The organism is Rhizorhabdus dicambivorans (assembly GCF_002355275.1).
Taxonomy (GTDB): domain Bacteria; phylum Pseudomonadota; class Alphaproteobacteria; order Sphingomonadales; family Sphingomonadaceae; genus Rhizorhabdus; species Rhizorhabdus dicambivorans.
In genome coordinates this window covers 2,990,540-3,015,081 of the sequence record NZ_CP023449.1, presented here as the reverse complement: position 1 = coordinate 3,015,081, position 24,542 = coordinate 2,990,540, and the positions used below count along the sequence as shown (strand labels likewise).

28 protein-coding genes are annotated in these 24,542 nt (G+C 67.1%); 11 read left to right on the top strand and 17 right to left on the bottom strand.

Annotated elements, in window-relative coordinates; genetic code table 11:
• Positions 1-30 precede the first annotated feature (30 nt).
• Both relB and CMV14_RS14215 read left to right on the top strand, forming a co-directional pair.
• On the top strand, positions 31-303 hold the full coding sequence (gene relB, locus CMV14_RS14220) for a type II toxin-antitoxin system RelB family anti-toxin (protein ID WP_066967250.1): 273 nt from the start codon (positions 31-33) through the stop codon (positions 301-303).
• A 16-nt stretch (positions 304-319) separates the two neighbouring features.
• On the top strand, positions 320-2,080 hold the full coding sequence (locus CMV14_RS14215) for a SulP family inorganic anion transporter (protein WP_066967248.1): 1,761 nt from the start codon (positions 320-322) through the stop codon (positions 2,078-2,080).
• On the opposite strand, the gene CMV14_RS14210 is transcribed toward CMV14_RS14215, so the two are convergent.
• The 3 genes from CMV14_RS14210 to serS all read right to left on the bottom strand — a co-directional run bounded on the left by CMV14_RS14210 (position 2,077) and on the right by serS (position 5,483).
• A complete protein-coding gene (locus CMV14_RS14210) occupies positions 2,077-3,237 on the bottom strand; it encodes a M23 family metallopeptidase (RefSeq protein ID WP_066967244.1) in 1,161 nt (386 codons plus the stop codon). The genes CMV14_RS14215 and CMV14_RS14210 overlap by 4 nt on opposite strands.
• Positions 3,238-3,444: 207 nt before the next feature.
• Complete coding sequence (gene surE, locus CMV14_RS14205; protein WP_066967241.1) at positions 3,445-4,209, bottom strand: 5'/3'-nucleotidase SurE; 765 nt, start codon at positions 4,207-4,209, stop codon at positions 3,445-3,447.
• Positions 4,206-5,483: a serine--tRNA ligase gene (gene serS, locus CMV14_RS14200; RefSeq protein WP_066967237.1), complete on the bottom strand. Its 1,278-nt coding sequence runs from the start codon at positions 5,481-5,483 to the stop codon at positions 4,206-4,208. Before serS ends, surE begins: the two co-directional genes overlap by 4 nt.
• A 192-nt stretch (positions 5,484-5,675) precedes the next feature.
• On the opposite strand from serS, the gene CMV14_RS14195 reads away from it, so the two are divergent.
• Entirely contained in the window at positions 5,676-6,230 is a 555-nt protein-coding gene (locus CMV14_RS14195; RefSeq protein ID WP_066967235.1) for a preprotein translocase subunit YajC, read from the top strand.
• Between the two features lie 267 nt (positions 6,231-6,497).
• Positions 6,498-6,863 (top strand): RNA polymerase-binding protein DksA, encoded by a 366-nt coding sequence (gene dksA / locus CMV14_RS14190; RefSeq protein ID WP_238147043.1) that lies wholly within the window; start codon positions 6,498-6,500, stop codon positions 6,861-6,863.
• A gap of 268 nt (positions 6,864-7,131) precedes the next feature.
• Here dksA and CMV14_RS14185 read toward each other — a convergent pair whose 3' ends face one another.
• Positions 7,132-7,329 carry a YdcH family protein gene (locus CMV14_RS14185; RefSeq protein ID WP_066967380.1) on the bottom strand — a complete coding sequence of 66 codons (198 nt, stop codon included), beginning with the start codon at positions 7,327-7,329 and terminating at the stop codon, positions 7,132-7,134.
• A gap of 207 nt (positions 7,330-7,536) precedes the next feature.
• Between CMV14_RS14185 and CMV14_RS14180 the strand changes: the two genes are divergently transcribed.
• A complete protein-coding gene (locus CMV14_RS14180) occupies positions 7,537-7,692 on the top strand; it encodes a DUF465 domain-containing protein (protein WP_083216019.1) in 156 nt (51 codons plus the stop codon).
• Positions 7,693-7,835: 143 nt separating this feature from the next.
• Here the strand turns inward: CMV14_RS14180 and CMV14_RS14175 are convergent, their stop codons facing one another.
• The 3 genes from CMV14_RS14175 to CMV14_RS14165 form a co-directional block, all read right to left on the bottom strand.
• A complete protein-coding gene (locus CMV14_RS14175; RefSeq protein WP_066967378.1) occupies positions 7,836-8,225 on the bottom strand; it encodes a PilZ domain-containing protein in 390 nt (129 codons plus the stop codon).
• A 176-nt stretch (positions 8,226-8,401) separates the two neighbouring features.
• The gene (locus CMV14_RS14170) at positions 8,402-9,574 is read right to left on the bottom strand and encodes an acetyl-CoA C-acetyltransferase (RefSeq protein ID WP_066967229.1); all 1,173 of its coding nucleotides are present in this window, start codon (positions 9,572-9,574) and stop codon (positions 8,402-8,404) included.
• A gap of 88 nt (positions 9,575-9,662) precedes the next feature.
• Positions 9,663-10,655, bottom strand: a complete 993-nt coding sequence (locus CMV14_RS14165) for a polyhydroxyalkanoate synthase family protein (RefSeq protein WP_238147042.1) — start codon at positions 10,653-10,655, stop codon at positions 9,663-9,665.
• Positions 10,656-10,749: 94 nt separating this feature from the next.
• Between CMV14_RS14165 and phaR the strand changes: the two genes are divergently transcribed.
• The gene (phaR, locus tag CMV14_RS14160; RefSeq protein WP_066967226.1) at positions 10,750-11,313 is read left to right on the top strand and encodes a polyhydroxyalkanoate synthesis repressor PhaR; all 564 of its coding nucleotides are present in this window, start codon (positions 10,750-10,752) and stop codon (positions 11,311-11,313) included.
• Positions 11,314-11,436: 123 nt separating this feature from the next.
• On the opposite strand, the gene era is transcribed toward phaR, so the two are convergent.
• Positions 11,437-12,330 carry a GTPase Era gene (era, locus tag CMV14_RS14155; RefSeq protein ID WP_066967223.1) on the bottom strand — a complete coding sequence of 298 codons (894 nt, stop codon included), beginning with the start codon at positions 12,328-12,330 and terminating at the stop codon, positions 11,437-11,439.
• Positions 12,327-12,995 carry a ribonuclease III gene (rnc, locus tag CMV14_RS14150; protein WP_066967220.1) on the bottom strand — a complete coding sequence of 223 codons (669 nt, stop codon included), beginning with the start codon at positions 12,993-12,995 and terminating at the stop codon, positions 12,327-12,329. Before rnc ends, era begins: the two co-directional genes overlap by 4 nt.
• A gap of 61 nt (positions 12,996-13,056) precedes the next feature.
• On the opposite strand from rnc, the gene CMV14_RS14145 reads away from it, so the two are divergent.
• Positions 13,057-13,233, top strand: a complete 177-nt coding sequence (locus CMV14_RS14145; RefSeq protein WP_066967217.1) for a DUF4169 family protein — start codon at positions 13,057-13,059, stop codon at positions 13,231-13,233.
• 117 nt (positions 13,234-13,350) lie between these two features.
• Here the strand turns inward: CMV14_RS14145 and CMV14_RS14140 are convergent, their stop codons facing one another.
• The 8 genes from CMV14_RS14140 to CMV14_RS14105 all read right to left on the bottom strand — a co-directional run bounded on the left by CMV14_RS14140 (position 13,351) and on the right by CMV14_RS14105 (position 21,454).
• Complete coding sequence (locus CMV14_RS14140) at positions 13,351-13,632, bottom strand: hypothetical protein (RefSeq protein WP_066967371.1); 282 nt, start codon at positions 13,630-13,632, stop codon at positions 13,351-13,353.
• A gap of 57 nt (positions 13,633-13,689) precedes the next feature.
• Positions 13,690-14,085, bottom strand: coding sequence for a flagellar export chaperone FliS (locus tag CMV14_RS14135; RefSeq protein WP_238147041.1), 396 nt, complete (start codon positions 14,083-14,085; stop codon positions 13,690-13,692).
• A gap of 40 nt (positions 14,086-14,125) precedes the next feature.
• Positions 14,126-15,757: a flagellar filament capping protein FliD gene (gene fliD, locus CMV14_RS14130; RefSeq protein WP_066967211.1), complete on the bottom strand. Its 1,632-nt coding sequence runs from the start codon at positions 15,755-15,757 to the stop codon at positions 14,126-14,128.
• 268 nt (positions 15,758-16,025) lie between these two features.
• Positions 16,026-17,165, bottom strand: a complete 1,140-nt coding sequence (locus CMV14_RS14125; RefSeq protein WP_066967208.1) for a flagellar type III secretion system protein FlhB — start codon at positions 17,163-17,165, stop codon at positions 16,026-16,028.
• A gap of 3 nt (positions 17,166-17,168) precedes the next feature.
• Positions 17,169-17,951 carry a flagellar biosynthetic protein FliR gene (gene fliR, locus CMV14_RS14120; protein ID WP_066967205.1) on the bottom strand — a complete coding sequence of 261 codons (783 nt, stop codon included), beginning with the start codon at positions 17,949-17,951 and terminating at the stop codon, positions 17,169-17,171.
• Positions 17,948-18,226 (bottom strand): flagellar biosynthetic protein FliQ, encoded by a 279-nt coding sequence (locus CMV14_RS14115; protein ID WP_066967203.1) that lies wholly within the window; start codon positions 18,224-18,226, stop codon positions 17,948-17,950. Before CMV14_RS14115 ends, fliR begins: the two co-directional genes overlap by 4 nt.
• Before the next feature lie 114 nt (positions 18,227-18,340).
• Complete coding sequence (fliP, locus tag CMV14_RS14110; protein ID WP_066967200.1) at positions 18,341-19,186, bottom strand: flagellar type III secretion system pore protein FliP; 846 nt, start codon at positions 19,184-19,186, stop codon at positions 18,341-18,343.
• A 99-nt stretch (positions 19,187-19,285) separates the two neighbouring features.
• On the bottom strand, positions 19,286-21,454 hold the full coding sequence (locus tag CMV14_RS14105) for a primosomal protein N' (protein WP_066967196.1): 2,169 nt from the start codon (positions 21,452-21,454) through the stop codon (positions 19,286-19,288).
• A 129-nt stretch (positions 21,455-21,583) separates the two neighbouring features.
• Here CMV14_RS14105 and fsa point away from each other — a divergent pair, with 129 nt between their 5' ends.
• The 4 genes from fsa (at position 21,584) to CMV14_RS14085 (ending at position 24,304) form a co-directional block, all read left to right on the top strand.
• A complete protein-coding gene (fsa, locus tag CMV14_RS14100) occupies positions 21,584-22,237 on the top strand; it encodes a fructose-6-phosphate aldolase (RefSeq protein ID WP_066967194.1) in 654 nt (217 codons plus the stop codon).
• Positions 22,238-22,275: 38 nt separating this feature from the next.
• Complete coding sequence (locus CMV14_RS14095) at positions 22,276-22,572, top strand: hypothetical protein (protein WP_066967365.1); 297 nt, start codon at positions 22,276-22,278, stop codon at positions 22,570-22,572.
• Positions 22,573-22,832: 260 nt separating this feature from the next.
• Positions 22,833-23,393 carry a DUF484 family protein gene (locus CMV14_RS14090; protein WP_066967191.1) on the top strand — a complete coding sequence of 187 codons (561 nt, stop codon included), beginning with the start codon at positions 22,833-22,835 and terminating at the stop codon, positions 23,391-23,393.
• Positions 23,378-24,304, top strand: coding sequence for a tyrosine recombinase XerC (locus CMV14_RS14085; RefSeq protein ID WP_066967188.1), 927 nt, complete (start codon positions 23,378-23,380; stop codon positions 24,302-24,304). Before CMV14_RS14090 ends, CMV14_RS14085 begins: the two co-directional genes overlap by 16 nt.
• Positions 24,305-24,542: the final 238 nt, after the last annotated feature.

Sequence of the window (24,542 nt, the reverse complement as noted above, 5' to 3'; positions counted from 1 at the left end):
ATATAATATTGTAGAATTCGGAAGATTTGCATGATCACGGCTGGCCAGATGCGCGCCGCACGCGCCCTGCTCGGGATCGACCAGCGTCAGCTGGCGGAGATGGCCGGCGTTTCGCTGCCCACCATCCAGCGGATGGAGGCGAGCGAAGGCACGGTGCGCGGCATGATCGATACGCTCACCAAGGTTGTCGAGGCGTTCGACGCCGCCGGTATCGAGCTGATCGGCGACAATGCGCCGAGCACGGGGCAGGGGCGCGGGGTGCGCTTCAAGGCCGCAGGCCCGGCGGGCGGCCGGGCCGGCTGAAGGAGCCGGCGAGATAATGGCCCGCGTCTCCGGACCCGGCTTCCGCGAGCTCTACACGCCGAAGCTCGTCACCATCCTGCGCGATCATTATGGCGCGGCCGATCTGCGCGCCGATGCGGTGGCAGGCCTCACCGTCGCGATTGTCGCGCTGCCGCTGTCGATGGCGATTGCGATCGCGTCAGGCGTCACCCCCGATCGCGGCCTATATGCGGCGATCGTCGGCGGTTTCATCGTCTCGATGCTGGGTGGCAGCCGCTTCCAGATCGGCGGCCCTGCCGGCGCCTTCATCGTCCTGGTCGCCGCGACGGTCGCGCAGCACGGGCTGGACGGCCTGCTGCTCGCCACCTTCCTTTCGGGGCTGATGCTGATGGCGATCGGCCTGCTAAGGCTGGGGACCTTCGTCAAATATATCCCCTATCCGGTGACGGTCGGCTTCACCTCGGCGATCGCGGTGGTGATCTTCGTCAGCCAAGTGAAGGAATTGCTGGGGCTGCGGCTGACGGGGCCCGAGCCGGGGGCGATCCTGCCCAAGCTCCACGCGCTCGGCGCGGCGCTGCCCAGCGTCAGCGTGGGGGCCTGCGCGGTCGCGCTGCTGACGATCGCGATCATCATCATCGTCCGCCGGTTCCGGCCGCACTGGCCGGCCTTCCTCGTCGCCATCGTCGTGGCCGCGCTGCTCGCCGCCGCCGCCGGTTTGGACGTTGCGACGATCGGGACGCGCTTCGGCGGCATTCCGCGCTCGCTGCCCGCGCCGCACCTTCCCGATCTCAGCCTGGACCGGATCGTCGCGGTGCTGCCCGCCGCGCTGTCCTTCGCGCTGCTCGGCAGCATCGAAAGCCTGCTCTCGGCGGTGGTCGCCGACAGCATGACCGGGCGGCGGCACCGTTCGAATGCCGAACTCGTCGCGCAGGGGATCGCCAACATCGCCTCGGCGCTGTTCGGCGGCCTCTGCGTGACCGGCACAATCGCCCGCACCGCCACCAATGTCCGCGCCGGCGCGCACGGGCCGGTCGCGGGGATGCTCCATTCGCTGTTCCTGCTGATCTTCCTGCTGATCGCCGCCCCGCTCGCCAGCTACATCCCGCTCGCCGCGCTGGCGGCGGTGCTCGCCATGGTCTGCTGGAACATGGCCGAAAAGCATGAATTCGCCACGCTGCTGCGCGCCTCGCGCGGCGATGCGGTGGTGCTGCTGGTCACCTTTCTCCTCGTCATCTTCCGCGATCTGACCGAAGGCATATTGGCGGGCTTTGGGCTTGGCGCGCTGCTGTTCCTCCACCGTATGGCGGAAGCGGTCGCGGTGGAGCATGGCGGGCCGCTGCTGTCCCCCGCCGACCGTGCCGATCGGGAGGGCGGCGGGGAGGAGGGCTATGACGCCGCCCTGGCGAGCGATCCCGGGATCGTGCTGTGCCGGATATCAGGGGCTTTCTTCTTCGGTGCGGCAGCGACGGTGGGCGCGGCGCTCGATCGGATCGGCGACCAGCCCGGCGCCTATATCGTCGATTTCTCCGACGTCCCCCTGCTCGATTCGACCGCGGCCGCGACGATCGCCGGCCTTGCCGCCAAGGCGCGGCGGCAGGGCGCGACCCTCTATCTGACCGGGACGCGGTCCTCCGTCCGGCGCGTCCTGCTGGCGCATGGGGTGCGTCCGCCGTTCGCCCGGTTCAGAAAGAGCGTCGAGGCGGCGGTCGCATCGGCGCGCAAGGGGCAGGCCGATGCGGAACGCGATGGCGCCCGACAGCGCTCGCCGTCAGAGCGTCTTCGAGGCGGATCGATCTAGCTGCGCGAGGACAGATAGTTAGCCGGATTCACCGGCTTCAGCCCGTTCCTGATTTCGAAATGCAGCTGTGGCTGGCCGCTATAGGGGCTGACCCCGCTCTTCGCGATCGTCTGGCCGCGCACCACCTTCTGGCCGCGCGAAACGGTAATGCTGTCGGCATAGCCATAGGCGCTGATCCAGCCGTCGCCATGGCGCAGCAGGATCAGCGTGCCATAGGCGGGGATATCCTGCCCGACATAGGCGACCACACCGTCCGCGGCAGCGGCGACCGGGCTGCCTTGGGCCACGCCGATATTGATGCCGTCGTTGCGCTGGCCGCTGCCGATCGACCCGAAGCCGCGCAGGATCGGCCCGCGCACCGGCCAGTCGAACCGCCCGGCGAAGCGTTGCGGCTCGGCCACCGGCACCGTCGGCGCCACCGGCTTGGGCGTGGAGACCGGCGCCGCCGGCTTCTCGCGGGTGGCGAGCGCGGGTTCCGAGCCCGAGATCAGGTCCTCGATGTCCAGCCGGAAGGCGGCGGCGCGCTGGTCGGCGCTCATCCCCGCGACCTCCTTCTGGCTCGGCAGCATCAGCCGCTGGCCTTCGCGCAGGACATAGGGCTCCTCCAGCTCGTTGAGCTGGGCGATCCGCGTCCATTCGACGCCATAGGCGCGCGATATGGCGATGCCGGTCTCGCCCTTGCCGACCTTGTGATAGCGGCCGCCCGGGATCTTGAGCTTCTGGCCGACGATGATCTTGAACGGGGCGGCGATGTTGTTGACCCGCGCGATCGTCTCGGATCCGGCGCCGGTCGCCTCGGATATGCCGCGCAGGGTGTCGCCCTTCTTCACCACATAGGTCGACGGCACCACCTCGACCGCCGCCGGCGCCACCACCTTCACCTGCCAGGCCGGCGGCGGCGGAGTGGGGGCGGCTTCGGATACGGGCGGTGGCGGCGGGCCGGGCACCACCGGCTGCATCTCGGCCGCTGTCGGCGGCGGGGCGGGCCTCGCCGCTTGTGCCGATTCGGGCATGCGGGGCGGGCTCTTGGCACGGGCCGGCGCAGAGGGGGCGGGACGCCGGGTTTCGGCGCGATCGACCGCAGGAATGCAGGCCGAAGTGAGCATCAGGGCGGCGGTCAGCGCCGCGGCGGTCGAGCGTCGAACGGGCAGGGCCATGCCGACCTGTTAGCAGTCTTCGCCGCCGATGCCAGCCCGCTGTGGCTACCTTGCCGGATATCTGCGGTGGCTCCCTTGATCGTCATTCCCGCGCAGGCGGGAATCCATATTCTCTTGAGTCCGAACCTCTTGCGGTTCGGAGATTATGGATTCCCGCCTGCGCGGGAATGACGAGGAGGACATGTCGGGCGGATATATCGGCTGGATCTAGCGGTACAGCTCCGTCGCCGCCGCCAGCGCGCCATGGTTGGTCATGTCGCAGTGGAGCGGCGTCACCGTCACCCAGCCATCGGCGGCGGCTTCCAGATCGGTACTGTGGGCGGGGGTGTGCGGCATGCCCGCCAGCTTCAGCCAGTAATAGTCGAAGCCGCGCGGATCGGTGCGCTGGATGATCTCGGTCTGGCCATAGTCGCGCAGGCCCTGCGGCACGACGCGGATGCCCAGAACCTGATCGGGGTCGCGCGCTGGAAAGTTGATGTTGAACAGGGTGCGGGGCTGCCAGGGTGCCTCGATCAGGGGGCGGAGCACCCGTTCACCCCACGCCTCGGCCGCGGCGAAGCTGACATTGGGGCCGGCGCCGGACTTGGCGTAGATCTGGCTCAGCGCGATCGAGCGGATGCCGGCCAGCGCGCCTTCCATCGCCGCCGATACGGTCCCCGAATAGCTGACGTCCTCGCCCAGATTGGCGCCACGGTTGACGCCTGAGAGGATCAGGTCCGGCGGGCCGCCCTTCATGACGAGCGACAGGGCCATCATCACCGAATCGGTGGGCGTGCCCGCGACCGCGTAGCGTTTCTCGCCACGCTGGTGCAGCCGCAGGGGCTGGGTGAGGGTGAGCGAGCGGCCCGCGCCCGATTTCTCGCTGGAGGGCGCGACGATGGTCACATCGTCGGACAGCTTGCGCGCGATCCGCTCCAGCACGGCGAGCCCCGGCGCGTTCACGCCGTCGTCATTGGTCAGCAGGATTCTCATGCCGGGCGCAGTTCCGTCACACCGCCCATATAGGGGATTAGCGCCTCGGGGACGCGCACCGACCCGTCCGCCTGCTGGTAATTCTCCAGCACCGCGACCAGCGTGCGGCCGACCGCCAGGCCCGAACCGTTAAGGGTGTGGACGAAGCGGGTGCCCTTCTGCTCGCCGGCAGGGCGATAGCGCGCGTTCATCCGCCGCGCCTGGAAATCGCCGCAGTTGGAAACGCTGCTGATCTCGCGATAGCGGTCCTGTCCGGGCAGCCAGACTTCGAGGTCGTAGGTCTTGCGGGCGGAGAAGCCCATATCGCCGGTGCAGAGCAGGACCCGGCGATAGGGCAGGTTCAGCGCTTCCAATATCGCCTCCGCGGCCTTGGTCATCGCCTCATGGACCTCGGCCGACTGCTCGGGCGTGGTGATCGCGACCAGCTCGACCTTGTCGAACTGGTGCTGGCGGATGAGCCCGCGCGTGTCGCGGCCGGCGGCTCCGGCCTCGGACCGGAAACAGGGCGTCAGCGCGGTCAGCTTCATCGGCAGCTCGGCCTCGGCCAATATCTGCTCGCGGACCATGTTGGTCAGGCTCACCTCGGCCGTCGGGATCAGCCAGCGGCCGTCGGTGGTGCGGAACAGGTCCTCGGCGAACTTCGGGAGCTGGCCGGTGCCGAACACCGCTTCGTCGCGTACCAGCAGCGGCGGCACCACCTCGGTGAACCCCGCCGCGGTCTGGCGGTCGAGCATGAAGGCGCCCAGCGCACGCTGGAGCCGGGCAATGCCGCCCTTCAGGATCGCGAAGCGCGCGCCCGATATCGCGGCGGCGCTTTCGAAATCCAGGCCCAGCGGCCCCGCGAAATCGGCATGCTCGCGCGCCTCGAAGGCGAGGGCGGGCGGGGTCCCCCAGCGATGCTGCTCGACATTGCCGTCCTCGTCGGCGCCATCGGGCACGTCGTCGCCGGGCAGGTTGGGGATCGCCGCCAGCGCCGCCTCCAGCGCGGCATCGATCTCGCCGCCCTCGGTTTCGAGCGCGGGCATCTTCTCCTTGAGCGCCGCGACCTCGGCCATCAGCGCCGATGCGGTCGCCTCATCCTTCTGCGCCTTGGCCTGGCCGATCGCCTTGGAGGCTTCGTTGCGGCGGGCCTGCGCGGCCTGCAATTCGGTCGCGATCGCGCGGCGCCGCTCATCCAGCGCCAGCAGGTTCGCGGACGCAGGCTCGCCGCCACGGCGGGCAAGGGCGGCATCGAAGGCGGACGGATCGTCGCGGATCAGGCGGATATCGTGCATCGCCGCCCTATGGCCTCGATGCCTTCCGCACGCAACCGCCCGCCAACCATCGAGCCGGGCAGGGGTTGCACGGGTGGCGCCGAAACGATGGTCGTTTCGCCCCGCGATCGGCGCGACTGGCCGAAAAAGAGTGGAACAGCGTGGCGGTTCCGGGCGTCCTTTGGTCAAACCCGTCAGCCAAGGAGTATCGATGTGAGTTTACGAGCTGCTTTTCTTGCCACTGCCCTGCTTTCGGCCGCTGCGGTGCCGGCCATCGCGCCAGCCCAGGAAACCGCGCCCGCAGCCGCCCCGGCTGCTGCCGTGAACGTGACGGCGGGCGCGGCGGTGACCGACGCGAAGGGCGGCGCGGTCGGCACGATCGCTTCGGTCAACGGCGACGTCGCCGTGGTGGATACCGGGTCGATCAAGGCCAGCATCCCGGTCAAGTCCTTCGCCAAGACCGACAACGGCTTCGCGATCGGCATGACCAAGGCGGAGCTTGAGGCCGCGGCCAAGGGCGCCTCGGCATCCCAGCAGGAGAAGTTCCTTGCCTCGCTAGCGCCCGGGATCGCGATCAGCGATCAGAATGGCGGTGCCGTGGGAACGATCGAGGCGATCGAGGGTGATCTCGTCACCGTGGCGACGCCCAACGTCAAGGCCAAGCTTCCGAAGAGCGCGATCGTCCAGGGGCCCAACGGCGCCGTGATCGGTATGACCCAGGCGCAATTGGAGGCCGCGGCCAAGGCGAGCTCTCCGCCGGCCGGATAAATTGGATCGTTTGGGTTTATACCCCCAATAATCCCCAAGTTTCTGCGCCCGCGCACAGCCTCGCCGCTTGTGCGCGGGCGCTTCGCTGTCTATAGGCCGCCGCGGGCCGATCCCCGGCCAGGCCAATGGGCCGGCGGAAGGGGCTCGAGGGCAAGGCGGAGAGTCGGATGGCATCGTCGCTGAGTGGCGTTTTTATGGTCGAGGGCCGGTAACGTGTCTGCAGTGGATCTCGACGAAGGATACAGGCCCTCGCCTGACGAACCTTTCATGAACGATAGGCAGCTTGCCTATTTCAGGGCCAAGCTGCTCGACTGGAAGGAAGCGATCCTCAAGGAATCGGCTGGCACCCTCCAGCAGCTCCAGATCGACTCGCTCCGCGAACCCGATCTCACCGATCGCGCATCGAGCGAAACCGATTGGTCGATCGAACTGCGCACCCGTGATCGCCAGCGCAAGCTTATCTCGAAGATCGACGCGGCGCTGCGACGGATCGAGGAAGGCGAATATGGCTATTGCGAAGTGACCGGCGAGCCGATCTCGCTGGGCCGCCTCGAAGCCCGCCCGATCGCCACCATGACCCTCGAGGCGCAGGAGCGCCACGAGCGGAACGAGAAGGTGAGTCGCGAGGAGTAGGTTCCTCGCGTTTTTGTTTGGGCCTCGGCAGCCGGGTACCGATCCTCGCGACACGGGCGTGACATCAGTTGACGTCCGGAAGGTCCAGAAGCGTCAATTTTCGCCGTCATGCTGAACCTGTTTCAGCATCCACTCGTCCACGGGAGCGTGTGGGAGCGGGCCGTGGAGTGGACCCTGAAACAAGTTCAGGGTGACGGGTGCCTTGTTGCTATGCGACGAAAGCCATAGCCAGCGGATGCTGGCCGCCCGGTGCTTGAGGGCAAACAAATCACGCGATGATGTCGGGGATCAGCATGTCTTCGAGCATCGAAATCTCGTCCTTGAGGCGCAGCTTCCGCTTCTTGATCCGCGCGATCTGCAACTGGTCGATGGCAGGCGCGCTCTGGAGTGCTTCGATCGCGGCTTCCAGATCGCCATGTTCCTGACGCAGAAGTTCGATTCGTCGCGCTATCACCTCGCTGTCCAACGACTCGCTCCGCATCCGGTCCAGATGGGGTGATGCTAGCGGCAGAGACCCTCCGCGCTCAAGCCCGTCAAAGGCCTTTCCCGCCTGTTTCCAATGCGTCACGGCCAATCGTGCCCAACTTCCGCTCAACCATGTTTTTGAGCGAGACAGGCGGTGCGAATCATGATCTATTGGTCGACCCAGTCGGAGTGAAAGGAGACAGACTCAATGTCGACTACCCATTCGTCCGCAATGCTCGCCAAGCATGCCGGCATCGAAGCCCGGATCGAGGTCGAGAACCGCCGACCAGCACCTGACATGATGCTGATCAGCCAATTGAAGAAGCAGAAGCTGAAGATCAAGGAAGCGCTCGCGCGCCTTTGAAGTCCCCCAAAGCCTGATCGTTTGAGGTGGAAGCGCTACGCGCTTCCGCCGATGACGTTTGTCGGGCTTTTCCCTGGACCCAGCACCTCCGATTGCGTTCAGGGCACCGCCCGGAGGGAACGGGGCTGCGCGCCTGAAAGATCTCAGTCGATCTTCAATCCGGGCCTGCGGATTCGTCCGATGTCGACGATCTTGCGGAGATGCTCGTCATCGCCCGGCGCGACCTGTCGGCGCGCGCGCAGCGGATCGATTGTCTCCTGGAAGGTGATCCCCATCTTGCCGTCGCGCACCCACACGACCTCACCCGCGACGAGGCCGATTCCCTTGATGCCGATCTCGACGATCGCGCCGAGATCATATTCGGCACTGGAAACCGCCATCAGGCCGGTGGAGGATAGGTTGCGGATGCGGATCGGCTGGGTTTCGCGGACATAGTCGCCCGCCGCCTTGATCGTGCCCATGAGCAACAGGCTGTCGCGCTTGCGCGAACGCTTGCCCGGCAGTCCGGAGGCTTCCCCGGCGATGTCGCTCATGACCATCCCTCGATTGACTCAATCGGCCTATTAGACCGCCGATTGATTGAGGATGGGTTAAAGGGCGATCCGCCTAGAGCGATTTCTAGGCAGATGGAAACACCTGCCGACTCGGAAATCGCGGTAAAACGACAAGGTAGAGTCCACGAGCCGATGCAATCGGATCGTGAAAGGCTCTACCGCTCGATGCACATGGCGATGCCCATGCCGCCACCGATGCACAGCGTTACCAGCCCCTTCTTCGCGTCGCGGCGGCCCATCTCATAGAGCAGCGTGGTCAGCACGCGGGCGCCCGAAGCGCCGATCGGATGGCCGATCGCGATCGCGCCGCCATTGACGTTGACGATGTCGGGGTTCCAGCCGAGCTCCTTGCCCACCGCCAGCGCCTGGGCGGCGAACGCCTCGTTCGCTTCGATCAGGTCAAGGTCCGCGATCTTCCAGCCTGCCTTCTCCAGCGCCAGCCTGCTCGCCGGGGCCGGGCCGATGCCCATGATCGACGGATCGACGCCGCAGGTCGCCCAGCCGGCGATGCGGCCCAGCACCGGGGCGCCGCGCTGCGCCGCGTCGGCGGCCGACATCAGCACCAGCGCGGCCGCGCCGTCGTTGATCCCGCTGGCATTGGCGGCGGTGACGGTGCCGTCCTTCTTGAAGGCGGGCTTCAGGCCGGCCATCGCGTCGATCGTGGCGCCGGCGCGGATATATTCGTCGGCATCGACCAGCGTCTCGCCCTTGCGTGTCTTCAGCGTCACGCCGGCGATCTCGTCCTTGAACCGGCCGGCCTTCTGCGCGGCTTCGGCCTTGTTCTGGCTGGCGACCGCGAAGCCGTCCTGGTCGGCGCGGCTGATCTGGTATTTCTCGGCCAGGTTCTCGGCGGTGATGCCCATATGATAGCCGTTGAACACATCGGTCAGGCCATCGACGATCATCGTGTCGAGCAGGGTGGCGTTGCCCATCTTGGTGCCGCCGCGCAGATTCTGCGCGTGGGTGGACATCGACATATTCTCCTGGCCGCCCGCCACGACGACCCGTGCGTCGCCGCACCGGATCGACTGGGCGGCGAGGGCGACGGCGCGCAGGCCCGATCCGCAGACCTGGTTGATGCCGAAGGCGGTCGCCTCCTTGGGGATGCCGGCGTTCATCGCCGCCTGGCGGGCCGGGTTCTGGCCCTGGCCGGCGGTCAGCACCTGGCCGAGCACGGCTTCCTGCACCTCGGCCGCATCCACTCCGGCCTGGGCGAGCGCGGCCTCGATCGCGATGCGGCCCAGTTCATGCGCCGGGGTCGACGCGAAGGACCCGAGAAAGCTGCCTACGGCGGTACGCTTGGCGCCGGTGATAACGATGTCGCTCATGATCGCTCCTGCCTCGATTTTCGCGGTTGCGAACGATCACCCCCGAGGGCCGATCGCCGACTCGCCTGTGTTTTGCGGCGCTGGCCTATCAGGAGTCTCGCAGTTGCGAAAGCCATGTGGAGATATGGTTCCAGAGCGAGCCCGGCGCGCGGCGGCCGACCACCATGCCGACATGCCCTTCGGCCAGGGCTATGCGTTCGCCGCCGGCCCAGGCGCTCGCGGCGGGGGTGATCCGGTCCGTCGTGGACAGGATGTTGAGGGTCGGGATGGAGAGGCCGCCCGGGTCGACGATCCTGCCGCCGACCTTCCAGTCCAGGGCGCCGGAGCGGTTTCCCGCCATCAGATGCTCCATCAGCTCGCGGCCGGCGGCAACGGGCATGGGCGGGCCGTCATTGGCCCAGTCTTCCACCGCGACGTAATTCTGCCCCTCGGTGCTGGTTGGGTCCTTTCCGGCGAAATGCTCGAACTTCGCGATGGTGCGGGCCGGATCGATCCGCCAGAAAATCTGCTGCAGCACTTCGGCGGGCAGCAGGCCCAGCCGGTCGGCCAGCGGTTCCGCAGCGCGCCATAAGGCGAGCAGATCGTTCCGCGTCTGCGAAGAAAAGCCGGCGAAATCCCATGGTGCCGCAACAAGGATCAGCGCCTTGGGCGGGCGCAGCGTCGCGGCGGCTATGCTCATCGTCCCGCCCAGGCAATAGCCGGCCAGCACCGCATCCCCGCCGACCGCATCGAGCGCGGGAAGGATATAGGACTCGACATGCCCGCCGACATCGGTGTCCCGCTCCTCCGGGGCCGGGCTGCCCCAGTCCAGCAGCACCGGATCCAGCCCCCGCGCGGCGAGCCCGCACATCATCGAATTCTCGATCGAGAGGTCGAGAATCTCCGAGCCGTTGATCAGGGATGGCACGAACAGAACCGGCCGGCCGCCCGCCCCGTAGCGCCGCAGCGTCACCCGCCCGATCCGCGCCAGCACCGGCATCTCGGCCCGCCGTGGCGGCCGGGGCGCGCCCTGATAGGCCTTCAGGCCGGCCAGCGCCGCGCGCATCCGGGCGGGGTCTCCCGCGGTTTCGTTGCGCAGCATTTCGAGGAACAGGGGCAGCGGGCGCGGTCTGTGTTGCGGCGCGGAAAGATTTGGTGCTATGCTGCGGTCCTTACTCGTGGGTAGGTGGGGTGACATGGCGAAATCATCGGACGGCTCGGGTACGGTCATCATCAAGAAATACGCCAATCGCCGGCTCTATAATACCGAAACGTCAAGCTACATCACCCTGGACCACCTCGCCGCGATGACGCGCGAGGGCCGCGACTTCAAGGTGATCGACGCCAAGACGGAGGAGGACATCACCCATAATGTCCTCACCCAGATCATCATGGAGGAGGAGAATCGCGGGCAGACGATGCTGCCGGTGAGCTTCCTTCGCCAGCTCATCTCGCTTTACGGCGATTCGATGCAGTCGATGGTGCCGCAATATCTGGAAGCGTCGATGGACGCGTTCCGCCGCAACCAGACCCAGTTCCGTCAGGCCATGGAGGGCGCCTTCGCCGGCGGTCCCTTCGCCGAGATCGCCAAGCGCAACATGGAAATGTTCGAAGCGGCGGCCAGTGCCTTCAAGCCCCCGCGCGGTGGTGCCGCCGCCCCGGCGAAGGAAGAGACAGCCGAAGCCGCGCCGCGCAACGAGGTCGACGCGCTCAAGGCCCAGCTCGCCGCGATGCAGGAACAGATCAACAAGCTGAAATAGGCTGAATACGGGATCGTCATGCTGAACTTGTTTCAGCATCCACCCATCCACGGGAGCATCGGTGCGGGTGGCGGAGTAGACCCTGAAACAAGTTCAGGGTGACGTCGAAATGATGCCGCCCCCTCAGTCCACCCAGTCGAGCCCGATCTCGCGATAAAGCCCGCGATCCTCGCCCCATTTCTCCGCGACCTTGACGTGCAGGAACAGGTGGACCTTGCGCTCCAGCAGCTTCTCCAGCTCCTCGCGTGAGCGCGAGCCGATTTCCTTGAGCCGCGTGCCGCGCTTGCCCAGCACGATCGCCTTCTGGCTGTCGCGCGCGACCAGTATCTGTTGGTGGATCGCGACCGATCCGTCCTTGCGCTCCTCATATTTCTCGGTCTCCACCGCCGAGTCATAGGGCAGCTCGGCATGGAGCTGGAGGAACAGCTGCTCACGCGTCACCTCGGCGGCGAGCATCCGGTCGGTCGCATCGGACACCTGTTCCGCCGGGAAATGCCAGGGGCCTTCGGGCATCCGGTCGCCCAGCGCGTGCAGGAGGTCGGAAACCCCGTCGCCGGTCGCGGCGGAGACCATGAAGATCGCCTCGGGGCTCAGCTTCTCGTTCAGCTTCACCGCCAGTTCGAGCAGGCTCTCCTTCGAGCAGATGTCGACCTTGTTGAGGATGACGATCTTGGCCTCGCGCCGCGCCGCCAGCGTGTCGAGCAGTTCGGCGATGCGGTGGGTGACGCCGGTCTTGGCGTCGATCACCAGCGCGATCAGGTCGGCATCCTGCGCGCCGCTCCACGCGGCGGCGACCATCGCCCGGTCGAGCCGGCGCTTGGGCGCGAAGATGCCGGGGGTGTCGACCAGCAATATCTGCCGCTCGCCGTCGATCGCCACGCCGATCAGCCGGGTGCGCGTGGTCTGCGCCTTGGGGCTGACGATCGCCACCTTCTGGCCGACCAGCGCATTGACGAGGGTCGATTTGCCCGCATTGGGCGCGCCGACGACGGCAACGAAACCGCAACGCTCGCTCATGCCAGTTTCTCCAGCAGCGCCTTGGCGGCGGCGGTTTCGGCTTCCTGCTTCGAGCTGCCCTCGGCGCTCGCCTCGGCGCGGCCCGGTATCTCGACCGTGACGGTGAAGCGGGGCGCGTGGTGCGGCCCGCTGCGATTGCCCATGGTATAGACCGGCGGCTTGCAGCGATTGGCGGCGGCCCATTCCTGCAGGCTCGACTTGGGATGCTTCGGCGCCTGCGCCTGGCTGCTGGCCCGATCGGCCCAGGCACGGCGAACGAAGGCCTGCGCCGCCTCGACCCCGCCTTCCAGGTAGAGCGCGCCGATCAGCGCCTCCACCGCGTCGCCCAGCACATTGTCGCTGTTGACCGCGCCGTCGTCGCGGGCCTGCTTGCCGAGGCGCAGATGGGTCGCGACTTCGATCTCGCGGCCGATCTCGCCACAGGTCTCGCGGCTGACGATCGCGTTGAGCCGGCGCGACAGATTGCCCTCGGGCTCGCTCGGGAAAATCTCGTAGAGCCAGGCGCCGGCCACCAGTCCGAGCACCCGGTCTCCCAGGAATTCGAGCCGCTCATAATGATCCGGGCCGTAGCTGCCATGGGTCAGCGCGCGCCGGAACAGGGCGATATCGCGGGGTGTGTGGCCGAGCTTCGTCTCGATCCAGGCGCGAAGGGCGTCGTCGTTCATCGCGGCGCCTTAGCCCATCGGAAGGATTGCGTCACCCTCGGGCGCGGGGCAGGGTGGAGCGATGGGCGACGTGGTCAATTTCAACAAGGCCAGGAAGGCGAAGGCGCGGGTCGAGGCGCAATCTACGGCGCAGGCGAACCGCGCGAAATTCGGCCGGACCAAGGCGGAGAAGGATCGCGATCGGATCGAGAAGGATCGCGCAGCCAAGCTGCTCGATGGCGCCAAATTAGAAGAATAGCCTTAAATCGTCACCCCAGCGAAGGCTGGGGTCCATGTCTCTATCCACAAAGGTGCCATCTGAGAAGGCAACAGACATGGATTCCTGCCTTCGCAGGAATGACGGTAATAAGAAGAATTACCCCGCCAGCACCATCGCCGAAATGAGCGCGGCGGCGCTGCCGCCCCACAGCAGCAGGGTCAGGCCGACGAAGCGGAACAGCGCCCGGCGGCGTTCGGCGGCATCGGCGATGAAGCCATCGGTGCTGGCGCGATCGGCCAGCAGCTGCTGCAGCGCGTGCGCGGGAGAGGGGACATGCTCGGCGACGATCTCGGGCGAGAAGGCGACGACCTTGCCCCGGACGCGGCGTTCCTTGAACGGCGCGGCGTCGGCGGCGGGCTTATGCTTGAACAAGGCCATGGTCGTCTCCTGATCGGCCTGCATCATGCAACCGTCAGCGTTAACAGATCGCTAAGATCAGCCGATCGCTTCCCAGGCTTCGACAATCCCTGCAAGATGAGAACGCGCCTGGTCGACCAGCTCGGGCTTGCCGTCGCGTCCCCCGCTGAGGACGAGGCGCCGGCATTCGCGATAGACCCTGGACAGGTTGAGCGCGATCTCGCCGCCGTTGCGGAAGTCCAGGCTGGTCTCGAGCGCGAGCAGGATGTTCGATGCGCGCGCCTGCTTGTCGATCGCCTTGACGCTGTTGTTGGCGCGCTGCGCGGCGGCCATGATCTCCAGCGCCTTCATCAGCTCCTCGAACAGGATGCCGACCAGCCGGTGCGGGGTCGCCCCTTCGACGCGCGCGGCGACGTCGACCGTCTGGTAGCGGAATTTCGCGCCGCCCGGCGCGCTGCCATAACCGTTACTCATGAACATCTTGGATCAGCCCTCTTGTTCGCGGGGATTGGAATCAGTTGCCGCTGTCGTTGGTCCACAGCTTGACCTGTTGGGAGAGGTAGTTCTGGGTCGAGCTGTAGGCGGCGAGCGCGCCCTGCATCCGCGTGAACTGCGCGGTCAGCTGGGCGCGATAGGCCGTGTCGCGGGTGTTGAGCTTCTCCTTCTCGTCGGCGATCGACTTCTTCTCGTTGTCGAGGCGCGTCTGTGAAGCGGTAAGCTGGCCGGCCGAGGCGGTGAGTTCGCTCTTGATCGCGTCGAGCGCGCCCTGAAGGCCGAGGTCGATCGTGATCTTCGCGCTCGCCACGGGGCCGAGAATGTCGAAGGACAGGCCGGCCGCCGGTGAGGTGAAGGAGGCCTGCACCCCGGTCGCGCCATTGGGCAGCGTATAGGCTCCGTCGAGCTGCGCGGAGGCGGCGGTCCCGCTGGTGCCGGGCACGGCGTTGGTGACGGTATAGGTGCCGCCCTTCACCTTGCCGATCGCATTAGTGATCTTGATCAGCGGATTGTCGCTGCTCTGGCCGGGGTTGAACATCGCCTCGACCGCATTAGGGTTGCTGGCCATCACCGTCGACAGCCGGGCGCTGTCGAGGCTCAGCGTGCCGTCACGGTTAGTCGATACGCCGATCTCGGCCAGCGTGGTCGGCGCGCCGTCGGCGGCAAAGGTCAGCTTGGTGGAGGTCAGCGCGCCCAGCCTCTGCGCCAGCGCGCGGATGCCGGAGTCGCTGCGCAGCGATCCGGTGGTGCCCGTCATCGCCGTCAGCGTGCTCTTCATCTCGTTGAAGGCGGCGACGAAATCGCTCACCGCCTGCTTGATGGCATCGACGGGCTGGCTTGATCCGATCGTCACGGTTGTGCCGGGCGCGGCGGAGACGAGGTCGATCTTCACCCCCTCGATCACGTCGCTGAAGCTGTTGGTCGCCTTCTTCACGGTCACGCCGTCGACCAGCAGTTCGGCGTCCTCGGCCTCCTGCTGCAGGGTCAGGCCGGTGACGTTCTGCGGATCATAGCTGTTGGGATCATATGTAAAGCGGTCGAGTTCGCCCGGATTGCCGCTGGTCATCGCCAGCGAGAAGGCGTTCGCTTCGCCGGTGGCACCCTTCACCACCAGCCGCGCGCCGGACGAATCGGTGACGATGCTGGCGGTGACGCCAAGCCCCGAATCCTTGATCGCCTGGGCGAGGCCTGCCAGCGTGTTGTTGGCGGAGGTGATGGTGATCGTCTTGCTCTGGCTGCCGACGGTCAGGCTGAGCGTGCCGATCCCTGCCGCCGCGGCGGGGCCGCTCAGCGGGGCGGCCGTCATCGTCTGGGCGGCGGCGAGCTTGTTGACCTTGATCGTCGCGGCGAGGCCGTTGAGCCGGGCACCGGCCAGTGCGCTGACATTGGCGATCCCGCTGTTCGAGCTGGTCGGCTGCGTATAGAGCGACCCGCCCGAGATCAGCGACGACAGCGAGCTGGAAAAGGCGGTGATCGAGCTCACCGCCTTGCCGAGATCGGAGATCTTGGCGGTGTTGCTCTCCTCGCGGGTGGTGAGCGCCTTCTGCTTGCTGGCGCTGCTCGCGGTGGCGAGTTGGTCGACGAGCGAGGAGGTGTCGATGCTGGAGGCACCGAGCGCGGTGAGAATGGAAGAACCGACCGACGTAACCATGGTAAACTGCACACCTCGCTGCTGCCGGTAACGGCGCATTCCGGTGGGTGTTTAGCAGCTTAAGTCCTTTTAATTTCCTAACGGCCGCTAACCATGTTTCCGCTTCGGATCCTCCCTGTCCGAAGGACGGGGAGGGGGACCGTCCGCGAAGCGGATGGTGGAGGGGTTTTCGAGAGATTGAGCCGATCGCTGTTCGAGAGGTTGCAGACCCCTCCACCACGGCCCTCGGCCGCGGTCCCCCTCCCCATGCTTCGCATAGGGAGGATCTTCAGGGATTTTTCCGCCCTTCTTCGTCGAACCGCGCGTCGGTCGGCACAGTCACGTCGGGCTGCACGATCCCTTCGGCCATCGCCCGGTCGAGGTTGAAGACGAAGGCCAGGATGGCGGCGACCGCGATGAACAGGTCCTCGCGGATCATCTGCCCGGATTTGCTGGTGTAGTAGATCGCACGGGCCAGCTGCGGATATTGCAGCATCGGCACCGCATTCTCGCCGGCCAGCTCGCGGATCGCATCGGCGGTGGCGCCCCGGCCACGGGCGAGCACCACGGGCGCGACGTCATATCCGGGGCGATAGCGCAGCGCGACCGCGAAATGGGTCGGGTTGGTGAGGATCACCGTGGAATCGACCACCGCCTTGCGAACCGAACGCTTCGAAGCCTCCATCTGCTTCTGCCGGATCGCGCCCTTCAGCTCGGGTGATCCTTCGGTCTGCTTCGACTCCTCCTTGATCTCCTGCTTCGACATGCGCAGCCGCTTGGTCCGCTGGAACATCTGCGCGGGAACGTCGACACCCGCGACCAGCGCCAGCGCCAGCGTCATCACCAGCACCGCGAAGGTGAAGGTCCCGCCTAGGGTGTCGAGCGCGCTCTTCAGGTCCTGCTGGCCCAGGGTGACGATCGAGCCGATCTGGTCCATCAGCAGCCAGTAGCCGATCGCGCCCAGCGCCACGATCTTGAGCAGTGCCTTGCCCAGTTCGATCAGGCCCTGCATGCCGAACATCCGCTTCAGGCCGGCGGCGGGGTTCAGCTTGTTCGGCTTGAAGCCGACCGCCGACCAGCGAAAGCCCAGCGATCCCAGCATCGCCGGCGCGGCGATCGCCGCGATGAAGGTCAGCAGGAACAGCAGCGCGACCGGCAACGCCACCGTCGCCACCATCGACAGGATCGCCGCCATCGGATCGAAGCGCTCGATCGCGCTGGAATCGAAGGACAACGCATTGGACAGCATCTGCTTGAGCGCGGCCATCGCCCAGGGGCCGGCGACCGCGATCCAGCCGGCGCCGACCAGCATCACCAGCGCGGTGCCCAGTTCCTTGGACTGGAGGACGTCGCCCTTCTCCTCGGCATCCTGCCGGCGCTTGGCCGTCGGGGCTTCGGTCTTTTCGTCGTCCTCGGGACCCTCGGCCAAGGCCTATCTCCCCGCTGCCAGCAGCCGCGCCTCGGCCAGCCCGCGCTGGATAGCGGCCATGATTCCGTCGGCCATCACCGGGGCCGCGATCGCCAGCAGGACCAGTCCGGCCATCAAGGTGGCGGGCAGACCAACCGAGAAGATGTTCATCTGCGGCGCCGATCGCGCCAGCATCGCCATGACGAGCTGCACCAGGATGATCGCGAAGCCCACCGGCAGCGCGATCGCCAGCCCGGCCGCGAACAGGTCCCCGCCGAACAGCGCGAGGCCCTGGATGCTCTTGGCCCCCATCCACGCTTCGCCCGGTGGCAGCGCGCGATAGCTCTCGACGATGATCGCCGCGAGCTGCAGGTGGCCGCCGGTCGCCAGGAACAGGAAGGTCGCCAATAGCGAGAGATATTGGCTGACGGCGGGGGAGGGCGCGCCGGTCGCCGGGTCCATCATCCCCGCGAAGCCGAGGCCCATCGCATTGCCGATCACCTCGCCCGCGACGAGCGCGGCGGAAAAGCCGATCTGCACCGCGAAGCCCAGCGCCAGCCCGGCCAGCACCTCGCCCGCGACAAGCAGGAAGCCTTCGATGGTGACGACCCCGCCGATCGGCAGCACGAAGGGCGTGTTGGCCAGCGCGGGTATGCCGATCGCCAGCGCCACCACCGCGCGCAGCTGCATCGGCACCTGCGGCGCGCCGAAGACCGGCGCGGCGATGAAGGCGGCGCCCGGCCGGATCATCGCGATCATCCAGAGCCAGAGCTGGGTCTCCAGCCCCGCCAGGCCCTGCGGGATCACCGCAGCATCTCCGGGATATAGACCTGGAAGATATCGCGGGTGAAATCGCCGAGCAGCGCCATGATCGCGCTGCCGAAGATCGCCAGCGCGATGCCGACGATGATCAGCTTGGGGACGAAGCTCAACGTCTGTTCGTTGATCGACGTCGCCGCCTGGATCATGCCCAAGATGATGCCCGCGACCAGCGCCGGGATCAGGATCGGCGCGGAGGCGAGCGCCAAAATCCACATCGCCTGCTGGGCCACGCCGATGAAATATTCGGGGGAATTATCCATGGACCGCTGCCAGTCGGTCGCTCCGGCGGAGGCCGGGGCCGCCCCGGGTTCCAGCGGACCGCTTCCCTCTTGCGGCCCCGGCCTCCGCCGAGGCGACGCTGACGGAGAGCGCCCTCATGTCGCGAAGCTCGCCGCGAGCGACCCCATGGTCAGCGCCCATCCATCGACAAGAACGAACAGCAACAGCTTGAACGGCATGGATATGATCGCTGGCGACAGCATCATCATGCCCAGCGACATCAGCGTGGAGGCCACCACAAGGTCTATGACGAGGAAGGGCAGGAAGATCAGGAAGCCGATCTGGAAGGCGGTCTTCAGCTCGCTCGTCACATAGGCGGGCAGCAGGATCGAGAAGGGGATGTCCTGCGCGCGGGCGAATTTCGGTGCCTTGGCAAGGTCGGCGAACAGCTTGAGGTCGGTCTGGCGGGTCTGGAGCACCATGAAGCGGTGCAGCACCGCCCCGCTGCGCGTCACAGCTTCCTCCATCGTGATCTGGCCCGCGCCATAGGGCTTGAAGGCGGTGGCGTTGATCTGGTCGATGGAGGGCCGCATCACGAACAGCGACAGGAACATCGCAAGGCCGACCAGCACCTGGTTGGGCGGGGTCTGCTGGAGCCCCAGCGCCTGCCGCAGCAGCGACAGCACGATGATGATCCGGGTGAAGCTCGTCATCATCAGCACCAGCGACGGCAGCACCGTCAACAGGCTCATCAGGACGAGGATCTGGAGCGACAGCGACAGCGGGCGGCCGTCGCCCGATATGGTGCTCATCGCCCGGTCGAGCGCGGCGGTCTGCGCCGGGCCGGCGGTGGAGGCGAGGGCGGGGTCCGCGACGGCGAAGGCGATGAAGGCCAGCGCGAGGAAAGACAGAATCGATCTGATGTGCGGCGCCCTCATGACCGGGGTTTCAGCATCTGGCCGGGTTAACTTCAAGCGGCTTCCTTGCCTTATCCACGTCATTCCTGCGAAGGCAGGAATCCATGTCTGTTGCCTTCTCAGATGGCATCTGGATTGGAGAAAGACATGGACCCCAGCCTTCGCTGGGGTGACGTGGTTTGTTCAAAGAAAGCTATACGGATCGACGTCCACCGCCACGCGCACTCCGCGCGGCCATTCCAGCGGCCCCAGCCACTCCCGGATCACCTGCTGCACGTCGAGCGAACGGCGCGCATGGACCAGCAGCCGCTGCCGGTGCCGCCCGCGCAGCATGGCGAGCGGGGCCGGGGCGGGGCCATAGACGTGCATGCCCTCCACATTCGGCGCGGTGCGGCCGATCAGCCGGGCGGTGCTCGCGGCCTCCTCCAGCTTCTCGGATGATATGATGATCGCGGCATAGCGGCCGAAGGGCGGCGCCTCGGCCATCCGCCGCGCCTCGGTCTCCGCCGCGTAGAAGCTCTGCGTGTCGCCCGACAGCAGCGCCTGGATCACCGGCGCCTTGGGGCTGTGGGTCTGGATATAGACATGGCCAGGCTTGGTGCCGCGCCCCGCGCGCCCGGCCACCTGGGCGATCTGCTGGAAGCTGCGCTCGGCCGCGCGCAGGTCGCCACCAGACAGGCCCAGATCGGCATCGATCACGCCGACCAGCGTCAGTTCGGGAAAATGATAGCCCTTGGTGACGAGCTGGGTGCCGACCACCACGTCGATGTCGCCCGCCTCCATCCGCTCGACGAACTCGGCCGCGCGGGCGGGCGTGGAGAGCGTGTCGGATGTCGCGATCGCCACCCGCGCGTCGGGGAACAGCGCCGCCACCTCGTCGGCGATCCGCTCGACGCCGGGGCCGCAGGCGACCAGGCTGTCCTCGTCCTTGCACTCGGGGCATTCGGCCGGCGGCGGCATGCTGTGCCCGCAATGGTGGCATTGCAGCCGGCTCAGCAGCCGATGCTCTACCATCCAGGCGGTGCAGTTCGGGCATTGGAAGCGGTGGCCGCACGTCCGGCACAAGGTCAGCGGCGCATAGCCCCGCCGGTTGAGGAACAGCAGGCTCTGCTCCTTCTTCTCCAGCCGCTCCTCGATCGCCTTCACCAGCGGCGGCGCGATCCAGCGGCCGCGCGGCGGCGGATCGGCGAGCAGGTCGATCGCCTCGATTTCCGGCATCTCGGCGCTGCCGTGGCGCGATGTCAGCTTGAGTTCGGTGTAGCGCCCGATCGCAGCCTGCTGGCGCGTCTCGATCGCCGGGGTGGCCGAGGCGAGGACGATCGGAATCTCTTCCAGCTTGGCGCGCATCACCGCCACGTCGCGGGCATGGTAGAGGACGCCGTCTTCCTGCTTGAAGCTGGTCTCGTGCGCCTCGTCGACGATGATCAGGCCCAGGTCGCGATAGGGCAGGAACAGCGCCGATCGCGCGCCCACCACCACCTTCGCCTCGCCATGGACGATGCCGCGCCACGCCCGCCGCCGCTGCGACTGGCGCAGCTCGCTGTGCCATACCACCGGCAGCTGGCCGAACCGTGCTTCGAACCGCTTCAGGAAAGGCTCGGTCAGCGCGATCTCGGGCAGCAGGATCAGCGTCTGGCGGCCCAGCCGCAGCGCTTCGGCGATCGCCTCGAAATAGACTTCGGTCTTGCCCGATCCGGTGACGCCGTCGAGCAGGAAGGGCCGGAAATCTCGCGCCGCCACCGCATCGGACAGTATGCCTGCGGCCAATGTCTGTTCGTCGGACAGTTCATTGTGATGATGATCGGGATCGGGCGGCGTCCAGGGCGTATCGATCGACACCGTCACCGCTTCGATCGCTCCTGATTTGACGAGTCCCCGGATCACCCCCTCGGAGACATCGGCGATCGTCGCCAGTTCGCGGATCAGCCCCTGGCGCTGGCCGATCCGATCGAGCGCCTGTTCGCGCTGTGGAGTCATCCGGCCGGGCCGCTCGCCGGTGGCGCGATATTCGATGATCGTCCGGGCGCCGTCCAGCGCGCTCGACGAGGGCAGGGCCATGCGCAGCACCGCGGCGGGCGGCGCCAGATAATAGTCCGAGGTCCATTCGATCAGCCGGCGCAGCGGAGCGGCGATCGGCGGCACGTCATAGACGCCGAGCAGCGGTCGCAGCCGATTGTCGCCGACCTGATCGGCCGAAGGAAGCGTCTCCTCCTCCCACACCACGCCGACCATCTGGCGGGGGCCGAGCGGCGCCAGCACGATGCTGCCCGGTTCAACCGCATGCTCGCGGTCGGCGCGGTAGTCGAGCGGACCCAGCGCGGGGTTCAGCAGGAGGACATGGGCACGGGCCATCGGGTCGTGCTTAGGGACCGGACGGCGGCAAGCCAAGCCTGCGCGCCGGAACCGCCAACGCAGCTAGGCGGAAGCAATGACCGCCGTTATAGGCGGGATCAAATATCCTTAGCCGAGGGGCGCATTTCCATGAAATTCTTCGTCGACACCGCCGATACCGCCGAGATCGCCGAAATGGCCGCGACCGGCCTGCTCGACGGCGTCACCACCAATCCGTCGCTGATCGCCAAGTCGGGCCGCCAGTTCCTCGAGGTGATCGCCGAGATCTGCAGGATCGTGCCCGGCCCGGTCTCGGCCGAGGTGGTCGCGCTCGACCATGAGACGATGATGAAGGAAGCCGAGATCCTCCGCAAGATCGCCGACAATGTCTGCATCAAGGTGCCGCTGACGATCGACGGCCTCAAGACTTGCAAGGCGCTGACCGACGACGGCACGATGGTCAACGTCACGCTCTGCTTCTCGGCGAACCAGGCGCTGCTGGCCGGCAAGGCGGGCGCGAGCTTCATCTCGCCTTTCGTCGGCCGGCATGACGATATCGGTTTCGACGGCATGGCGCTGATCGCCGACATCCGCCAGATCTACGACAATTACGACTTCGGCACCGAGATCCTCGTCGCCAGCGTCCGCCACCCGGTCCACATCCTCGAATCGGCCAAGATCGGCGCCGACGTGATGACCGCGCCGCCTTCGGTGATCCGCGCGCTGTTCAACCATCCGCTGACCGAGAAGGGCATCCAGGGCTTCATGGCGGACTGGGCCAAGACCGGGCAAAGCATCCTCTGATCCCCATCGCCCTGCTGCTGATGGCCGAGGCGGCGGCGATGCCGCTCGGCAAGGCGATCGAGGCGGCGAGCGGCTGCCCGCGCGGCCGGGCCGGCGAGATTGTCGTCTGCCGGCGCAGCGGGGCATCCGAACGCTACCGTATCCCGCAGGCGATGCGGCCCAGCGGATTCGACTTCCATCAGGAGGAGGTCGACGGCGTCTCGCGGGAGCGGCACCGGCTGCTGGAGGGCGGGGAAGGCGGCATCGGCAGTTGCTCCACTTCCGGCCCCTGGGGCGCCAGCGGCTGCCTGCGCCAGAAATTCAGGGGTTGGGAGCAGCAGAAGGCTGGGCATTGATTGTTCGGCTTCAAACGCCGGCGTGGGCATCCGCGGAGTTGACTTCCCTCGCTATCGCTCGGATGCGCCGCACGCGCTTGCCTCTTCGAGCCTTCCTGGTTGCGGCAATGAGATAAGCGTCGGGACGCGGAGCGTCCCGCAAGGCCGAACGGCCGCCCGAGCTTATTGCGAGGATAGCCAAGCCGTGCGGATGCACGGCGCCCGGCGTATGAGGGCTAAAACCAATTGCCTGTTAACCATTGAGGCGTACACTGCCTCGCATGGGAACCGTGATCGACTTCGAAGGCGGCGCGATGGCCAGGCTCCAGCGGCGGATGGCCGAGGTGGAGGAGGCCAACCAGGACCTCATCGCCTTCGCGCGCGGCCATTCGGGCGCGGTCTCGTCGATCCATCAGGCGGTGTTGGCGGCGGTCGAGGCGGACGGCCTCGATCATCTCGTCCATATCGTCACCCAGCTCTGGCCCGATCTGCTCGGGCTCGATGCCGTCTCGGTCGCCCTGTTCGTCGGCGAACAGGGGCTGCGCGCCGATGCGTCGGGCATGCAATTCGTCGAGCGGCGGATCATCGAGCGGTCGATCCAGGACATCAACGGCGTGGTGATGCGTGGCGTCGAGCGCGGCCATCCGCTATTCGGGCCCGCTTCCGATCTGATTCGCGCCGAGGCGCTGATCCGCCTGACGAACGAGCCGCCCTTGCCCGGCGGCGTCCTCGCGCTCGGCCAGCGGCGCGCGGCGGGTTTCGATACCCGCGCCGGATCCGAACTGCTGGGCTTCCTCGGCGCGATGCTTTCGCGCATGATCGGGCGGTGGCTGCTCCCCTAACGCTTCAGGACCATCCCGCCCGCGATCTCGCGACGGCGTGGGCCGATCATCTGCGCCGCGACCGGCGCCGGTCCGATCACACCGTTCGCGCCTATCAGGCCACGGCTTACCGACTGATCGCCTTCCTGGGGCGGCATCGCGGCGGGCTGGTGGACGGGGCCGTGCTGGCGGCGGTGGATCGCGGCGATCTGCGCGCCTATCTGGCCGAGCGGCGCGGCGAGGGGCTGGCCAATATCTCGACGGCGCGCGAATTGTCGGCCGTGCGCAACTTCCTCGATTTCGTGTCCGAACAGCAGGGCGGGGCGAAGCCGGTCAAGCTCAAGGGGCCGCGCATCAAGAAGGGCGTGCCGCGCCCGGTGGCGCCCGATGATATCGCCGCCATGGCCGAGGACGCGGCCGAAAGCGCCGCCGAACCCTGGATCGCGGCCCGCGATGTCGCGGTGCTGCTGCTGCTCTACGGCGCCGGCCTGCGGATCGGCGAGGCGATGGCGCTGACCGGCGACATATTGCCGCTTGGCGACACGCTGGCGGTCACCGGCAAGCGCAACAAGACCCGGATCGTGCCGATGCTGCCGCCGGTGCGCGCGGCGATCGAGGAGTATGTCGCGCTGTCGCCATATGGCGCGGCGCCGGGCGAGATATTATTCCGGGGCGCACGCGGCGGCCCGCTCGCCCCCGAACTGATCCGCCGCGCCGTCCGCGCCGCCCGCGTCCGCCTTGGCCTGGGGGAGCGCACCACCCCCCATGCCCTGCGCCACAGCTTCGCCACCCATCTGCTCGGTCGTGGCGCCGACCTGCGCTCGCTCCAGGAACTGCTGGGCCATGCCAGCCTGTCGTCGACCCAGGTCTATACCGGCGTCGACGCCGCGCACCTGATGGACGTCTACCGCAACGCCCATCCGCGGGCGTGACCGAAAAATCCTCCCTGTCCGAAGGACGGGGAGGGGGACCGTCCGCGAAGCGGATGGTGGAGGGGTATCTTCGATTTCCCCAATGAACGCCCGTGGAAGTGTCGCAGACCCCTCCACCATCCGCTTCGCAGACGGTCCCCCTCCCCATGCTGTGCATAGGGAGGATCGAAGAGCCTAGCTGTGAGCTTTCAGGAGGTTGTTCATCCGGCGTGACCGGATCAGACTGATGTTGCGACAC

Coding starts and splice junctions, on each gene's coding strand:
- CMV14_RS14215 (WP_066967248.1), top strand. CDS start 320: ATGGCCCGCGTCTCCGGACCCGGCTTCCGCGAGCTCTACACGCCGAAG.
- rnc (WP_066967220.1), bottom strand. CDS start 12,995: ATGAACGACGACGCCCTTCGCGCCTGGATCGAGACGAAGCTCGGCCAC.
- CMV14_RS14145 (WP_066967217.1), top strand. CDS start 13,057: ATGGGCGACGTGGTCAATTTCAACAAGGCCAGGAAGGCGAAGGCGCGG.
- CMV14_RS14135 (WP_238147041.1), bottom strand. CDS start 14,085: ATGAGTAACGGTTATGGCAGCGCGCCGGGCGGCGCGAAATTCCGCTAC.
- relB (WP_066967250.1), top strand. CDS start 31: ATGATCACGGCTGGCCAGATGCGCGCCGCACGCGCCCTGCTCGGGATC.
- dksA (WP_238147043.1), top strand. CDS start 6,498: ATGAACGATAGGCAGCTTGCCTATTTCAGGGCCAAGCTGCTCGACTGG.
- fsa (WP_066967194.1), top strand. CDS start 21,584: ATGAAATTCTTCGTCGACACCGCCGATACCGCCGAGATCGCCGAAATG.
- era (WP_066967223.1), bottom strand. CDS start 12,330: ATGAGCGAGCGTTGCGGTTTCGTTGCCGTCGTCGGCGCGCCCAATGCG.
- CMV14_RS14180 (WP_083216019.1), top strand. CDS start 7,537: ATGTCGACTACCCATTCGTCCGCAATGCTCGCCAAGCATGCCGGCATC.
- CMV14_RS14140 (WP_066967371.1), bottom strand. CDS start 13,632: ATGGCCTTGTTCAAGCATAAGCCCGCCGCCGACGCCGCGCCGTTCAAG.
- phaR (WP_066967226.1), top strand. CDS start 10,750: ATGGCGAAATCATCGGACGGCTCGGGTACGGTCATCATCAAGAAATAC.
- CMV14_RS14210 (WP_066967244.1), bottom strand. CDS start 3,237: ATGGCCCTGCCCGTTCGACGCTCGACCGCCGCGGCGCTGACCGCCGCC.
- fliD (WP_066967211.1), bottom strand. CDS start 15,757: ATGGTTACGTCGGTCGGTTCTTCCATTCTCACCGCGCTCGGTGCCTCC.
- CMV14_RS14095 (WP_066967365.1), top strand. CDS start 22,276: ATGCCGCTCGGCAAGGCGATCGAGGCGGCGAGCGGCTGCCCGCGCGGC.
- CMV14_RS14115 (WP_066967203.1), bottom strand. CDS start 18,226: ATGGATAATTCCCCCGAATATTTCATCGGCGTGGCCCAGCAGGCGATG.
- serS (WP_066967237.1), bottom strand. CDS start 5,483: ATGCACGATATCCGCCTGATCCGCGACGATCCGTCCGCCTTCGATGCC.
- fliP (WP_066967200.1), bottom strand. CDS start 19,186: ATGACGTGGATAAGGCAAGGAAGCCGCTTGAAGTTAACCCGGCCAGAT.
- CMV14_RS14175 (WP_066967378.1), bottom strand. CDS start 8,225: ATGAGCGACATCGCCGGGGAAGCCTCCGGACTGCCGGGCAAGCGTTCG.
- CMV14_RS14090 (WP_066967191.1), top strand. CDS start 22,833: ATGGGAACCGTGATCGACTTCGAAGGCGGCGCGATGGCCAGGCTCCAG.
- CMV14_RS14170 (WP_066967229.1), bottom strand. CDS start 9,574: ATGAGCGACATCGTTATCACCGGCGCCAAGCGTACCGCCGTAGGCAGC.
- CMV14_RS14105 (WP_066967196.1), bottom strand. CDS start 21,454: ATGGCCCGTGCCCATGTCCTCCTGCTGAACCCCGCGCTGGGTCCGCTC.
- surE (WP_066967241.1), bottom strand. CDS start 4,209: ATGAGAATCCTGCTGACCAATGACGACGGCGTGAACGCGCCGGGGCTC.
- CMV14_RS14165 (WP_238147042.1), bottom strand. CDS start 10,655: ATGCTGCGCAACGAAACCGCGGGAGACCCCGCCCGGATGCGCGCGGCG.